The following is a 14,620-nucleotide window of genomic DNA, read 5'->3' on the forward strand; positions in this document are numbered from 1 at the left end:
TTTGCCTCCTCAGGGGTGTGCGAGAACCCTCAGTGTAGACGCCGCCTCTGCCCGCGCCGGGCGGAATAACCGGCAGCCGGCAGCCAGCTGGTCTATCATGGCGGCCAGCCCAATTTCCGAGTGCCAAAGATGACCACGACTCCCTACCTGCTGGACCAGCTGGAAACCGCCGACATGCTCTTGATCGACGGCCTGCATGCCTGGCAGTTCGAGCTCAACGAGGCACTGCTGGACCAGGCGGACGCCGCCGCAAACGCCGGGCAACCCTTCGCCAGCGAAGACGTGGTGCTGCAGATCGAATCCATCGACGGTCGTGACCGCCGCGAATGGCGCTTCAGCTACAACCAGGTGATGGAGGCCAGCTACCAGGCCGAGGACGAGAGCTGGCTGCTGCAGGGCGGGGAGCAGCAGCACCGTCTGTGTTGCCTGGGCGCCGTGACGGCCAGTGGCGACGATGAATGAAGAAGGCCCCGAAAAGGGGCCTTCTTCGTTTCAGGGCCTTCAGAACGCCAGCGGGTAACTGGTGATGAAGCGCACCTCGTCATAATCGCTGGCGTAGCTGCTGCGCACGGTGGAGGTGCGCATCAGGAACGACAGTGCCTTCAACGGTCCGTCCTGGATGGTGTAGCCGATATCCGTATCGCGTTCGTACTCGTGGCCATCGCCCTTGCCAGGGCGCGCAATGTCGGTGCCCTTGGTGTAGCGTGTCATCAAGGTCAGGCCCGGCAGCCCGAGGCTGGCGAAGTCGTAGTCGTAGCGCAACTGATAGGAGCGCTCCTGCGCCCAGAAGAACCCGCCGTTGGTGACCCAGTTGACCAGGTAGGGTTGCGGCGTGTTGCCCAGCAGCATGGGGAACATGTCCTCGCCCAGCATGCGCTGGTAGGTGGCCGACAGCGTGTGGCCGCCGTGCTTCACGCCCAGCCGCGCCCCGTAGGCGCGGTTGTCGATACGACCGGACAACGCCTGCCCGGATTCCTCGTTGTGGAAATAACTCAGGGTGCCGAGCAGCGCGGTGTTCTCCCCGACCGGCTGTTTGAAGTTGGCTCCCACATAGTGTTGGTCATAGATGTCCTCGAGTTGGGCGACGTAGTAGCTGGTGGACAGCCCCGGCGTCCATTGCGCGTCGACGCCGCCCAGGTTCAGCTTGTTGCTGTCCTGGCTGGCGGGTCGAGTGGCGAGGTAGAACGACTCGCGATCGCTGGAGGCGCGGGTGCTGGTGTTCCACAACTGGGCCGCAGTGAACTTGAAGCGCTCCGACTCCTTCGACTCCAGCATCACGCCCTGGAAGGTCTGCGGCAGTACGCGCACATCGTCCTGGAAGATCACTGGCAGACGCGGCTCCAGCAGGCCGACCTTCAGCGTGGTCTTCGAATAGCGCAGCTTGAGCGTGGCGCCACCACGGCTGAAGTCGTCCACCGGCTCGCCGGTCGAGCGGTCATAGGGCAGGTTGCTGTCGTTGCTGGTGCCAGCGCCGCCGTCGAGCTTCAGGGCGTAGAAACCGGTGAAATCCACACCGACACCGAGGGTGCCTTCGGTAAAGCCCGAGCTGAAGCGTGCCAGCACGGCTTGGGACCAGCTACCCGCCTGGGACTGCGGAGCGTTGTCCTGGCGGTAGTCGCGCAACATGTAGAAGTTGCGCAGGGTGGTGTCCAGGCGGCTGTCGTCGATCAGGTCGGCCTGGGCGCAGAGGGGCAACAGCGCGCTGGAAAGCAGCGCACTGGCAAAGCGATTACGCAACATCGTCATCTCCTGGGCTCGGTTCGCCGGGGCGCGGGGCGACCCGCCGGCGAACGGCCCTATGTCTTGTCGGGCGGACGCGGTCAGTTCGCAGCGGCTGTGGTGCTGTTCAGCGGCGCGGCGGCTTCGGGCCGGGCCCGTTGCTCTTCGCCCAGGCTGCGGCGGAAGTGCTTGCGACCGCTGCCCAGCAGCCACAGGCAGAGCAGCCCGGCGAGGGTGACAATGATGCCGATGGAGGAGCCGACGGCCTTCGGGTCCTTGAAGTAGTGGTCGGTGAGCAGAGCCACCAGCGTGGTGCCGACGCCCAGGCCGATCAGGTTGGAGACCAGCAGGAACAGCGCCGACACCTGCGCGCGCAGGCGGTTGGGCGTGAGCACCTGCATGGCGGCCGCCGAGGTGGAGATGCAGAAGGCGCAGAAGAACATCGCCGGGCCCATCAGCAGCACCGACAACTGCAGGTTACCGGCTGTCACGGAGCCGATGACGAAAGGAATGGTGCAGGCGGCGCCGAGCATGCCGCTGATCAGCGCGGCGTCGCTGCGCCCGCGCTTCTGCAGCCCGTCCACCAGCCAGCCGGCGCAGAACACCCCGGCAGTGTTGAGCACCAGCAGGATGCCGCCGAGGATGTAGCCCACCTCCAGTGGCGACAGGCCGTATTGGCGGATGTACATGGCCGGTGCCCAGCCCATCAGCGCGTACTGGCACATGGCGAAGAAGGAGAAGCCCAGGTAGTGGCAGGCGAAAGTGGCGCGATGGCGGCGCAGGAAACGCAGCCCGTCACGAACCGTTGCCTTTTGTTCCCGATCGCCCAGCTTGCGCTCCGGGTCGCGGATGGTCAGCGCGATCAGCAGCGCCACTAGCACGCCGGGCAGGCCGACGATGAAGAATGCGATCTGCCAGGAGCGCACCTGGCCCAGCCAGCCCAGGTCGATGGCCGGCACGTCGCGCAGCGCCTCGATCACGTAGCCGCCGACCAGGAAGGCCAGGCCACCGCCGAGGAAGGCACCCATGGAGTAAAGCCCCAGTGCGCGGCCGAGCTTTTCCTTGGGGAACAGGTCGCTGAGCATCGAATAGGTCGCCGGAGTCAGCGCGGCCTCGCCGACGCCCACGCTCATGCGCGCCAGGAACATCTGCAGGAAGTTCTTCGACAGCCCGCACGCGGCGGTGGCGATGCTCCAGAAGGCCACGCCGATGGCGATGATCCTGACCCGCGAGGAGCGGTCGGCGAGGTAGGCAATGGGCAGGCCCATGAAGGCATAGAACAGCGAGAAGGCCAGCCCGCTGAGCAGGCTGAACTGGGTGTCGCTGATCTGCAGATCGGCTTTGATCGGCTCGATCATCAGCGAGAGGATCTGCCGATCAACGAAGGAGAAGATGTAGGCCACCATGCATAGCACGACGACATACCAGGAATAACGGGAAGCACGGACGGATAGCGGGTGGGGAGATTGCGGGTTCACGGTTACTGGCTCCTGAAGCGGGTGAAGGCAGATGGCCAAGCACGTCGAGCTCGTTGTTGTTGTAGGTAACCAGGCGCCTCTGTACGCAAGGCAGGGGCGGCCGAAAGTGTCTGATTGCGTGACACGATTTTTTGTTTGCCTGCCGCTTTCACGGCAGTGCACGCAAGACTAGGGAAGGGGAGAGCGGGGAGTAATCGGGGCGAGCCCCAGCATTGCGGAGACTTCCCCCTAGGGGGCTAGGGGGAATCTTTAGGTGATGTGCGGAGGATGATTCAGATCAGTCCGAACAGAGCCAGGACAAAGGCTCCGCCGAAGACCACGGCCATGACGGCGAGCAGGAACAGCAGGCTGACGCCGAAAGCGCGCCAGTTGGAGGCGAACTGGCCACCCTGGGCCGCATGCTGCTCGACGGCGCCGCCGGTGTGCTGCTTGGCGTAGTGATACATGCCGAAGACGGCGGCAATGTTGATGGGAGTGGCGGGGACGCTATCCGGCAGGAACATGCCCAGCAGGAAGATCGCGATGAGGGCACCGATGCCGGTGATCCAGGCTTTGCGCACCTGGGCGTGGCGGCCCAGACGTTTGAGGTTCTGGACGATGATCCAGGCTCCGGCGACCGGCGTGCCGAAGAAGGTGGCGATGCCCACGGCGGCGAGACGGTAGAGCGGTTCGCCCGTGGCGACGGCGGGGCCGTCCTGAAGTGCGGCGGCGGGCGTCTGGAAGGGGTTGTCCTGCGATGTATCGGTCATGTTTTCACTCCGTTGAAAACAGCCCCGGACGCACGAGGCGTCCGGGGCAAAGGGGGACTACGGTTGAACCAGACTTACGCTGCTTTCGCGTGGCCCAGCGTCACCGCACGGTTCAGGGCGCTGAACAGCGCGCGGAAACTGGCGGTGGTGATGTTTTCATCGATGCCGATGCCGTGCAGCGAACGACCACCCTCGACGCGCAGTTCGATGTAGGCGGCCGCGCGGGCGTTGGTGCCGGCGCCGATGGCGTGCTCGTTGTAGTCCATGATCTCGACATCCACCGGCAGCGAGGCGACCAAGGCTTCCAGGGTGCCCTTGCCCTTACCGTGCCAACGGTGCTGTTCGCCCTTGTGAGTCACGTCGATGTCGATGGCGCAGATACCGTTCTCTTCCTGCAGGCGGTAGTTCTTCAGGCCGAACGGGGAGACGGCCTGCAGGTACTCGGTCTGCAGCAGGGTGTAGATCTGCTCGGCGGTCATTTCCAGGCCGAGGCGGTCGGTCTCGTTCTGCACGACCTGGCTGAACTCGATCTGCATGCGGCGCGGCAGGCTGATGCCGTATTCCTGTTCGAGCAGGAAGGTGATGCCGCCCTTGCCGGACTGGCTGTTCACACGGATCACCGCTTCGTAGCTGCGGCCGATGTCCGCCGGGTCGATCGGCAGGTACGGCACTTCCCACACGGCGTCGTCTTTCTGCTGGGCGAAGCCCTTGCGGATGGCGTCCTGGTGGGAGCCGGAGAAGGCGGTGTGGACCAGGTCGCCCACGTACGGGTGGCGCGGGTGCACCGGAATCTGGTTGCACTCTTCCACCACCTTGCGCACGGCGTCGATGTCGGAGAAGTCCAGCTCGGGGTCGATGCCCTGGGTGTACATGTTCAGCGCCATGGTCACCAGGCACAGGTTGCCGGTGCGCTCGCCGTTGCCGAACAGGCAGCCTTCGACGCGGTCGGCACCGGCCATCAGCGCCAGTTCCGACGCGGCTACGCCCGTGCCACGGTCATTGTGGGTGTGCAGGCTGATCAGCACGCTGTCACGCTTGTTGATCTGGCGGCCGAACCACTCGATCTGGTCGGCATAGTTGTTCGGCGTGGCGCACTCGACGGTGGCAGGCAGATTGAGGATCAGACGGTTCGCTGGGGTCGGCTGGAACACGTCGATCACCGCGTTGCACACCTCGACGGCGAAATCGGTCTCGGTGGAGCTGAACACCTCCGGCGAGTACTCGAAGCCCCACTGGGTTTCCGGCGCGGCGGCGGCCAGGCGCTTGATGGTCTGGCCAGCGGCCACGGCGATGGCTTTCACGCCGGCCTTGTCCTGGTTGAAGACGATCTTGCGGAAGCTCGGTGCGCAGGCGTTGTAGTAGTGGACGATGGCTTTCTTCGCGCCCTTGAGGGACTCGAAGGTGCGCTCGATGAGGTCATCGCGAGCCTGGGTCAGTACCTGGATGGTGACGTCATCGGGAATGTGGCCGCCCTCGATCAGCTCACGAACGAAGTCGAAGTCGGTCTGCGAGGCGGACGGGAAGCCCACTTCGATTTCCTTCAGGCCGACCTGCACCAGGCACTTGAAGAAGCGCATCTTCTTCTCGGCGTCCATCGGCTCGATCAGGGACTGGTTGCCGTCGCGCAGGTCGGTGGACAACCAGATCGGCGCCTTGTCGATGATCTTGTCCGGCCAGGTACGGTCGGGCAGGGTGATCTGGGTGAAGGCGCGGTATTTCTTCGACGGGTCTTTCAACATGCTCATGAGCGGAATCCTTGTTCTCTGCGGCCTGCGGGGCCGGCGCATAAAAATCTGAATGAGGCGAAACCGGGGGAGGGGGGCTCAGCCACGCAGTCGCGGGCTGACCAGGCGCAGGCAGGCGTGTTGGCGAAGCAGGATGAGGGTGTGTGCGGTTTTCATGAGTGCCAAGCTAAAGGCCTGGAAGACCAATGGCAAGCATTTGGGGAAATTTGGTAGAAATAGTCTCTGGAGAATGTCCTGTGAGATTAAATTGTTTGAATAATTGATTTTGAGCAATTTTTCCTAGCGCTTAACGCTGTGCTTAACTGATTCTGCGTCTACTTGCCGCAGCGGAGCTTTGTCACTCCATGCGATCATTGCGCACCTCGCCTCAGGCGGGGCCCACCATCCCCAAGGACATTTCGTGACCCGTCGCACGCGACAAGGCGTAGGAACCTGGCTGGCGCTGTTCGCCATGCTGATGATCTATGTCGGCCCGCTGGTTTCCCAGTCGATGCCGATGGATCACGCCATGCCTATGGATCACGTCATGCCGATGGAGCATGGCAAGGCCATGGACCATGGTGCGGCGGTCGCCGCCATGGACGAGATGGCCTGTTCGGACGGGCACCGGGCTGCTGCACAACACGCGGCACCGACTTCCCACGGCGAGCAACCGCTCACAGCCGACGCCCTCATGGAGAAGTGCGGCTACTGCAGCCTGCTGATCCACAGCCCGCCGCTGACGCCGCCACCGGTTCTGCTCGATCACAGCATGCCGGTCGCTGGGGCCCCTGTCGCACAGCTCTCCTCCTCCAGTATTCCCGCCTCGCCGGTCTTTCCCGGCGCCCGCTCGCGCGCACCTCCTGCCCTGATCGGCTGACCCGCAATCCCGACTCCCCGACCCCGGCGCGGATGCCTGCATTCGCTTGCGCGCCGTGCGAGTACGCGTGGAGCGGGCGTCATCACCGATCATGGAATTAATGGAATGTCCCGCATGCAAATGCGCCGTCGGCAACGTGCCGTCGGCTTGCGCGCCCTGTGCGCGCTGACCGCCCTTGGCGGTTTCACTGCCGTCCCGGCGATGGCCGAAGAGGAAGATCACTCTTCGCATGTCACCGAACTGTCGCCCAGCGTCATTACCGCCGTGGCGCAGAGTTCGCCGCTGACCATCGTCACCGACCCCAAGCAGCCGCGTCAGCCGATCCCCGCCAGCGACGGCGCCGATTATCTCAAGACCATTCCCGGCTTCTCCGCCATCCGCAACGGCGGCACCAACGGTGACCCGGTGCTGCGCGGCATGTTCGGCTCGCGCCTGAACATCCTCACCAACGGCACCACCATGCTCGGTGCCTGCCCGGCACGGATGGACGCGCCCACCTCTTATATCTCGCCGGAAACCTTCGACAAGCTCACCGTGGTCAAGGGCCCGGAGACCGTGATCTGGGGCCCCGGCGCCTCGGCCGGCACCATCCGCTTCGACCGTGAGCCGGAGCGCTTCGGCGAACTGGGCACGCGAATCAACGGCAGCCTCACCGCCGGCTCCAACGGCCGCTTCGACCGCGTGCTGGACGCCGCCGCCGGTGGACCGCTGGGCTACGTGCGGGTCATCGGCAACAAGTCGCAGTCCGATGACTACGAGGACGGCAGCGGCAACACCGTGCCCTCGCGCTGGAACAAGTGGAACGGCGACGTGGCCGTGGGCTGGACGCCGGACGCCGACACCCTGGTCGAGCTCACCGCCGGCAAGGGCGACGGTGAAGCGCGTTACGCCGGACGCGGCATGGATGGCTCGCAGTTCAAGCGCGAGAGCCTCGGCCTGCGCTTCGAGAAGTCCAACATCGGCGAAGTGCTCGACAAGCTGGAGGCGCAGGTCTACTACAACTACGCCGACCACGTGATGGACAACTACAGCCTGCGCACGCCGTCGGGCATGGGCATGATGGCCGGCCCCATGGCTTCCAACGTCGACCGCCGGACCCTCGGCGGGCGCCTGGCCGCCACCTGGCGCTGGGACGACTTCAAGTTGATCACCGGCGTTGACGCGCAGACCAACGAGCACCGCGAACGCTCCGGCATGGGTATCAATACTTATGACGAGCAGCCGTGGGACAAGGATGCCGTGTTCCACAACTACGGCGCTTTTGGCGAGCTGACCTGGTACGCCGCCGACCGCGACCGCGTGATCACCGGTGCGCGCCTGGACCGCGCCTCGGCCAAGGATTATCGGCAGAGCACCGGCTCGGGGATGATGGCGATGCCCAACCCCACGGCCGACGACACCCGCGCCGACACGCTGCCCAGCGGCTTCGCGCGCTATGAGCACGACCTGGCCGACACGCCGACCACGCTCTATGTCGGCCTTGGCCACGTGCAGCGCTTCCCCGACTACTGGGAGCTGTTCTCCCCGGACAAGGGACCGACCGGCTCGGTCAACGCCTTCGACAGCATCAAGCCGGAGAAAACCACCCAGCTGGACTTCGGCGCGCAGTACGAGGACGAGAAGCTCAAGGCCTGGGCGTCCGGCTATGTCGGCGTGATCCGCGACTACATCCTGTTCGACTACATGCCCGGCGGCATGATGGGCCGCACCTCCCAGGCGCGGAACGTCGATGCACGGATCATGGGTGGCGAACTGGGCGCGGCTTACGCGCTGACCAGCAACTGGACCGCCGACGGCACCCTGGCCTACGCCTGGGGCAAGAACACCACCGACGATACTGCGCTGCCGCAGATGCCGCCGCTGGAGGCGCGTTTCGGCCTGAGCTACGAGGAAGGCGACTGGAGCGCCGGCGGTCTCTGGCGCGTGGTCGCGCACCAGGGCCGTATCGCCGAGAACCAGGGCAACGTGGTCGGCTACGACTTCGACGAAAGCCCCGGCTTCGCGGTGTTCTCGCTCAACGGCGCGTACAAGCTGAGCAAGAACCTCAAGGTCAGCACCGGCGTCGACAACCTGTTCGACAAGGACTACGCCGAGCACCTGAACCTGGCGGGCAACGCCGGCTTCGGCTACCCGGCCAACGACCCCGAATCGATCCACGAGCCGGGACGTACGTTCTGGACCAAAGTGGACTTCTCGTTCTAATGCCCGACCGGCCCCCGCCGGTCGGGGGCCTCCTTGCGTGAGGAGATCAACGAATGCAGAAGAAGACATTCGATTTCTACAACCAGGCCTGGCGCTGGCACTTCTATGCCGGGCTGTTCGTCGCGCCGTTCATGATCCTGCTGTCGCTCACCGGGATCATCTACCTGTTCAAGCCACAGCTCGACCCACTGATGTACAGCGACCTGCTGACGGTGAAGCCGGGTGAGGTGCGGCTGTCCGCCGACGAACAACTGATGCATCTGCATCACCAGAACCCGCAGTTGCAGGTCAGCCAGTACCTGCCGGCACCGGCTGCCAACCGCAGCGCGCAGTTCGTTGCGCAGTTGGACGGGCGCGAGGTGAATGCCTTCGTCGACCCCTACAGCGGCAAGCTGCTCGGTGTGCAGGACGCGAAGTCCAACCTGCAGGCGATGGCCCGTGCGCTGCACGGCGAGCTGATGATCGGCACCGTCGGCGACCGACTTATCGAGCTGGCCGCCGGCTGGGGCATCGTATTGGTGGTGTCTGGCCTGTACCTGTGGTGGCCGCGCAAGCGCTCTCTGCGGGTGCTGCTGTGGCCGGACCTGTCCCGCCGCGGCCGCGCGCTGTGGCGCGACGTGCACATGGTGGTCGGTTTCTGGGGCTCGCTGCTGATGCTGTTCATGCTGCTCACCGGCATGACCTGGACCGGCTTCTGGGGCAAATCCTTCGCTGATGTCTGGAACCGCTTCCCGGTAGCCATGTGGAACGACGTGCCCAAATCGGACCTGGAGGCGCGCACGCTCAACGAGGCGCACCGCCAGACCATTCCCTGGGCGATGGAAAACACCCCGATGCCGATGTCCGGCGGCGCCCACGCCGAACACATGGCCCATGGTTCCGGCGGCATGGCGATGCCGCAGATCAGCTTGCAGCAGGTGGTCGATACCGCCGACAAGGCCGGCGTGGTGCCGGGCTATGCCGTCGCCCTACCCAAGGGCGAGCAGGGCGTTTTCACCGTCTCGGTGTTCGCCGACGACTCGCGCAACGACGCCACCCTGCACATCGACCAGTACACCGGCAAGGTGCTCGCCGACGTGCGCTGGAAGGACTACGGGCTGGTGGCCAAGGGCGTCGAGTCCGGCGTGATGCTGCATGAGGGCAAGATGTTCGGCCTGTTCAACCAACTGCTCATGCTCGGCGTCTGCCTGATGATCCTGCTCAGCGCCGTCAGCGGCCTGTGGATCTGGTGGAAGCGCCGTCCGCAGGGGCGACTCGGCGTGCCGCCGATGCCGCACGCGCTGCCGGTATGGAAGGGCGGGGTGGCGCTCATGATCATCCTCGGTGTCGCCTTCCCGCTGGTGGGCGCGTCGCTGCTGCTGGTGTGGGCGCTTGACTGGGCGGTGCTGTCGCGCCTCAAGTCGCGCAGCCCGGCGCTGGGTTGATGCGTGCGCTGTTCAACCCTGACGCCTGCCGCGAGGCAGGCTATGCTGCGGCGCGATCGTTTCGTCCGCCGCCCGATGTTTTGCCGCCGATCCGGCGGAACCGATCACAAGCCAACTGGAGTCTCGAACATGCGTAAAACCCTGCTCGCTTTCGCTGTCCTGCTGGGCTTCTCCGGGGCCGCCATGGCCCACGAATACGAGGCTGGCAACCTGCATATCGACCATCCCTGGTCGCTGTTGCTGCCGGCCAACTCGGTGAACGGCGCGGCCTACTTCATCGTGCAGAACCACGGCAAGGACGCGGACCGCCTGCTCGGCGCCGACACCGACCGCGCCGCCAGCGCCGAAATCCACCAGCACGTGGAGAAGGACGGCATGATGAAAATGCAGAAAGTCGAGGGCGTGGATATTCCTGCCGGCGGCAAGGTCGTCTTCGCGCCTGGCCAGTACCACCTGATGCTGTTCGGCCTGAAGAAGCCGCTCACCGATGGCGAGCGCTTCCCGCTGACCCTGCACTTCCAGAAGGCCGGCGACGTGAAGGTCGAGATCGCGGTGCAGAAAGAAGCCCCACTCTCTAAAGGAACAGAAGGGGGCACCGACATGGGCCACGACATGCACGGCATGCAGATGAACTGATGAGCGACCGGCTCCTGCGCCCCTTGGTGTGGGCGCAAGACGGCGAGTGGCTGCTGGGTTTCGACGGCAGCTACTCGAGCGACTCGATCCTGCGTGTCGAGAGTGCCGCCGATGGTTTCATCCTGCGCGAGGAGCGACTGGCCGAGACGCAGACCAAGCGCTATCCCTTCGCTGATCTGAAAGATGATGTCACGGCGGCCGACTGGACCGCCGTGGTCGTCGACGAAGAAGGCGAACGCCTGGGCTTCGCTATCGCCCGCTACGAAATCTGGAATCGCCGTGCGGTACTGGACGACCTGTTCGTCCTCCCCGAGGCGCGCGGGTTGGGCGTAGGCAAGCAACTGCTGGAAGGCTGCCTGGATTGGGCGCGCGGCACCGAGGCGCGCCACCTGTGGCTGGAAACCCAGAACCTCAACCTGCCGGCGGTAGGCTTCTACCGCTCGCGCGGCTTCTCCCTCAGCGGGCTTTCCACCGACCTCTACGACCCGGCGCAGGTGCTGCCCGGGGAGATGGCGCTGTTCTTCAGTTACCCGCTGGCCTGAGAGCCAAGCGGGTCTGCCGCGCCGCGAGAATCAGCGCGAAGCCGATGCCGTAGGCCAGCACGTCCAGCCAGTCCGGCGTGGCGCCCAGCACGATGCGCAGTGCGCGGTTGCCGATCTGCCAGTGGAGGGTCGCGGCGAGGAACTGGCCGAATTCGATCAGCAGCCCGCAGGCCAGCGCTGCGCCGGCGAGCCAGTGCGCCGGTGCATCCAGCGCCGCGCGAAACAGGCAGTACAGCCAGATCACCGCCAGCACGTCGCCGCCGAAGCCGCGCAGCCAGCCGAGGTGCGCGCCGGCCGTGGCCAGCCAGACCAGCACGGCGAACCAGAGCAGCGCGAACAGCGCACTGCGTCCATCGAAACGAAGTCGCATCAGGGCTTGAACGCGCCGATGAAGATCGCCGGGTCGACGCGGGCGTCGTTCAGGCTGACGTTCCAGTGCATGTGCGGCCCGGTGGCGCGGCCGGTGGCGCCGACACGGCCGACCACGCCACCGCGTGGGAGCTGATCGCCGAGTTTCACGTCGATCTTCGACATATGGCAGAACATGCTGATGAAGCCCTGGCCGTGGTCGACGAACACGGTGTTGCCGTTGAAGAAGTAGTTGCCGATCAGGATTACCTTGCCGGCGGCCGGTGTCTGGATCGGCGTGCCGGCGGGCACGGCGAAGTCGAGGCCCGAGTGCGGGTTGCGCTCCTCGCCATTGAAGAAGCGGCGCAGGCCGAAGGGGCTGGAGAGCGGGCCGTTGACCGGCTTGTCGAGTACCAGGTTGCTCGGTGTGCCGGGGCTGAAGCTGCGGTACGCGGCGGTCTGCTCGGCCAGCTCGCGGTTGATGCGCTTGAGGTCTTCGGGCAGCGGGTTCACCTGGCGGGTGTTCTTCAGGGTGATGTGCTGCTCTTTATAGTGCTTGGCGCCAACGGTGAAACCGAGGTTGCGGCTCGCGCCGGCCTGCTTCACGGCGATCTGCTGGTTGCCGGCCTTGGTGGTCAGCGGGATGCCGACGATGGCGATCCAGTCGCGGCCTTCCTCACGCACCACCAGCACCGGCTTGCCCTGGAAGGTGGCGGTGGGCACGGCGGCATCCTGGCCCAGTTGCACCACGGCGACACCGCCGGGCACCGGCTTGTTCAGGGTACGGCTGATGAAGCCTTCGGCGTGGGCGGGCAGGGCGAGGAGGGTGGCGGCGAGCAGGCAGAAGAGTCGGAACATGGCGCAATCCGTGGACGTGTCGGCGGATGAAGCGGGCAGTCTACACGGCGCTCTCCGGCGAGCGGGACGATTTCGTCGAAAGCGGAACGTCGTGGCAGGGCGCTCCTGCAGGTCCGGGCTCCCCGGCAGAGGAGAAAGCTAGCGGAGCAGGCCCTCCAGCTGCTGGCGCCACAGCTGTTCCAGCGGCAGCACCTGCGCCGGGCCATAGATGGCGTGGGGCTTGCCCAGGTGCGCGGCCCACAGCTGGTCGCCGTAGTCGTAGTGCCACCATTCGCTGGACAGGTTGCTGAACCCTGCATCGCTCATGGCGTTGAACAGGATCCGACGGTTGTCGCGGATGCGCCGCTGCTGCTCGTCCGGCGCGGCGATCTCTTCGTAATGGCGGGTATAGGAGCGCGGCGTGGCTTCGTCGAACAGGCTGCCCATGTCCAGCCAGCGGCCTTCGCTGTCGCACAGGGTCAGGTCGATGGCGCCGCCGGTCAGGTGCGGGCTCGGCGATTCGGCGCGGGTGCTGGGCGGCGCGACGAATTCGCGGGTGCGCCGGGTCAGCTCGGCTGGGTCGGCGTCTGGCTGGTGCTGGCGGAGGATGTCGTAGAGCGTGTCGTACAGGTGTTGCTGCACGGCGAACGGCCGCCAGGCGTCGAGGATGACCAGGCGCAGGCCATCGGGCAGCAGGCTGGCAGCGTGCAACAGGCGCTCGAATATTCCCGTTCGGGCATAGCACTCCGGTTGTGCGTTGGGCACGCCGAGGCGGTGATAGGCCGGCCATACCGCGAAACCCGTGGCGATGCCCATGGCCTGCAGCGGTTGGTGGCACTCGACGATAGGCACGCGGAAGGCCTCGGCCCAGTCCGGATCGGGTTGCGGCAGGATTGGTGCGAGCAGGTCGGTCATCGGTTCTCAGTCCAGCAGCGACAGGGTGACGGGCGCCTGGTGGTTGTCTTCCACGCGCACTTCCAGCTCGCCGTCGCCCAGCTTGGCCTTGAGGCGCTGACCGTTCTTCGTCTGCGTGGCGCTGCGGATCGCCTGGCCCTTGTCGTCCAGCAGGATGCTGTAACCGCGCCCCAGTGTCGCCAGCGGGCTGACGATGTGCAGCGTCTGCATCAGGCTGTCGAGGCGCTGGCGCTGTTCGCGCAGGATCGCGTTGGTAGCGCGGGGCAGGCGGGCGCTGAGATTGTCCAGGCGCTGGCGCAGCAGGGCCAGGTTGCGCCCAGGGTGTTGCGCGGCGAGGCGAGTATCCAGACGTGCCACACGCTCCTGGCGGATCTGCAGCTGGCGCTCGAAGGCCCGGCGCAGGCGCATGTCCAGGTCATCCAGGCGCTGGGATTGCTGGCGCAGGCGCTCGCCGGGGTGGCGCAGGCGCCGCGCGGTGCCTTCCAGGCGCAGCCGTTCGCGGGTCAGACGGTCCTGGATGCGCAGGATCAGCCGGCGGCGCAGGCTGTCCAGGCGCTGTTGCAGGTCGCCGCTGTGGGGCGCCAGCAGCTCGGCGGCGGCCGAGGGCGTCGGTGCGCGCACGTCGGCGACGAAATCGCTGATGGATACGTCGGTTTCGTGGCCCACGGCGCTGACGATGGGCGTCACGCAGGCGGCGATGGCGCGGGCCACCGGTTCCTCGTTGAAGCACCAGAGGTCTTCCAGCGAGCCGCCGCCACGGGCCAGGATCAGCGCGTCGAAGCCCTGCGCGTCGGCCAGCTTGAGTGCGCGGACGATCTGCCCGATGGCTTCGCGGCCCTGTACGGCGGTGGGGACCAGGGTCAGCTCGACCTGCGGCGCGCGGCGGCGGAACACGCTGATGATGTCGCGGATTACCGCGCCGGTGGGCGAACTGACGATACCGATGCGCCGGGGATGGGCCGGAAGTTCGCGCTTGCGCTCGGCGGCGAACAGGCCTTCGGCGGCGAGTTTCTCTTTCAGCGCCTCGAAGGCCAGTCGCAGCGCGCCATCGCCGGCGGGTTCGACGGTGTCGGCGATCAATTGGTAGTCGCCGCGCCCTTCGAACAGCGAAATCTTGCCGCGCACCCGCACGGCCAGGCCGTCGCGCAGGGCCTGGCCGTGCGGGT

At 65.9% G+C, this 14,620-nt stretch carries 14 protein-coding genes; 6 read left to right on the plus strand and 8 right to left on the minus strand.

From position 1 onward, the window contains the following. Nucleotides 1-129: 129 nt before the first annotated feature. The gene (locus A9513_RS10235; protein ID WP_037006648.1) at nt 130-462 is read left to right on the plus strand and encodes a DUF5629 family protein; all 333 of its coding nucleotides are present in this window, start codon (nt 130-132) and stop codon (nt 460-462) included. Nucleotides 463-501: 39 nt separating this feature from the next. Here the strand turns inward: A9513_RS10235 and A9513_RS10240 are convergent, their stop codons facing one another. From A9513_RS10240 to leuA, 4 genes are all read right to left on the minus strand, one after another. Further along, nucleotides 502-1,740 carry an OprD family porin gene (locus A9513_RS10240; protein ID WP_083196084.1) on the minus strand — a complete coding sequence of 413 codons (1,239 nt, stop codon included), beginning with the start codon at nt 1,738-1,740 and terminating at the stop codon, nt 502-504. Between the two features lie 80 nt (nt 1,741-1,820). Next, nucleotides 1,821-3,197, minus strand: coding sequence for an MFS transporter (locus tag A9513_RS10245; protein WP_065084664.1), 1,377 nt, complete (start codon nt 3,195-3,197; stop codon nt 1,821-1,823). A gap of 272 nt (nt 3,198-3,469) precedes the next feature. Beyond that, complete coding sequence (locus A9513_RS10250; protein WP_065084665.1) at nt 3,470-3,946, minus strand: hypothetical protein; 477 nt, start codon at nt 3,944-3,946, stop codon at nt 3,470-3,472. Nucleotides 3,947-4,020: 74 nt separating this feature from the next. Further along, nucleotides 4,021-5,691, minus strand: coding sequence for a 2-isopropylmalate synthase (gene leuA / locus A9513_RS10255; protein WP_024762976.1), 1,671 nt, complete (start codon nt 5,689-5,691; stop codon nt 4,021-4,023). Between the two features lie 400 nt (nt 5,692-6,091). On the opposite strand from leuA, the gene A9513_RS10260 reads away from it, so the two are divergent. The 5 genes from A9513_RS10260 (at nt 6,092) to A9513_RS10280 (ending at nt 11,354) form a co-directional block, all read left to right on the plus strand. Next, entirely contained in the window at nt 6,092-6,550 is a 459-nt protein-coding gene (locus A9513_RS10260) for a DUF2946 domain-containing protein (protein WP_083196085.1), read from the plus strand. A gap of 105 nt (nt 6,551-6,655) precedes the next feature. Beyond that, on the plus strand, nt 6,656-8,752 hold the full coding sequence (locus A9513_RS10265; RefSeq protein WP_038803284.1) for a TonB-dependent copper receptor: 2,097 nt from the start codon (nt 6,656-6,658) through the stop codon (nt 8,750-8,752). Between the two features lie 53 nt (nt 8,753-8,805). Continuing rightward, nucleotides 8,806-10,176, plus strand: a complete 1,371-nt coding sequence (locus A9513_RS10270; protein WP_065084667.1) for a PepSY domain-containing protein — start codon at nt 8,806-8,808, stop codon at nt 10,174-10,176. A 129-nt stretch (nt 10,177-10,305) separates the two neighbouring features. Beyond that, complete coding sequence (locus A9513_RS10275) at nt 10,306-10,812, plus strand: copper chaperone PCu(A)C (protein ID WP_037015862.1); 507 nt, start codon at nt 10,306-10,308, stop codon at nt 10,810-10,812. Further along, complete coding sequence (locus A9513_RS10280; RefSeq protein ID WP_037015865.1) at nt 10,812-11,354, plus strand: GNAT family N-acetyltransferase; 543 nt, start codon at nt 10,812-10,814, stop codon at nt 11,352-11,354. The genes A9513_RS10275 and A9513_RS10280 overlap by 1 nt, the downstream gene beginning before the upstream one ends. On the opposite strand, the gene A9513_RS10285 is transcribed toward A9513_RS10280, so the two are convergent. From A9513_RS10285 to xseA, 4 genes are all read right to left on the minus strand, one after another. Then, nucleotides 11,335-11,724, minus strand: a complete 390-nt coding sequence (locus A9513_RS10285) for a DUF2809 domain-containing protein (RefSeq protein ID WP_065084668.1) — start codon at nt 11,722-11,724, stop codon at nt 11,335-11,337. The genes A9513_RS10280 and A9513_RS10285 overlap by 20 nt on opposite strands. Continuing rightward, the gene (locus A9513_RS10290; protein ID WP_065084669.1) at nt 11,724-12,560 is read right to left on the minus strand and encodes a M23 family metallopeptidase; all 837 of its coding nucleotides are present in this window, start codon (nt 12,558-12,560) and stop codon (nt 11,724-11,726) included. The genes A9513_RS10285 and A9513_RS10290 overlap by 1 nt, the downstream gene beginning before the upstream one ends. A 138-nt stretch (nt 12,561-12,698) precedes the next feature. Continuing rightward, nucleotides 12,699-13,454 carry a M15 family metallopeptidase gene (locus A9513_RS10295; RefSeq protein WP_065084670.1) on the minus strand — a complete coding sequence of 252 codons (756 nt, stop codon included), beginning with the start codon at nt 13,452-13,454 and terminating at the stop codon, nt 12,699-12,701. 6 nt (nt 13,455-13,460) lie between these two features. Then, the coding region (gene xseA / locus A9513_RS10300) for an exodeoxyribonuclease VII large subunit (protein ID WP_065084671.1) at nt 13,461-14,620 on the minus strand (1,160 nt) is incomplete at its 5' end.

This window comes from Pseudomonas sp. AU12215, from assembly GCF_001675465.2.
GTDB classification, from domain to species: domain Bacteria; phylum Pseudomonadota; class Gammaproteobacteria; order Pseudomonadales; family Pseudomonadaceae; genus Pseudomonas; species Pseudomonas nitroreducens.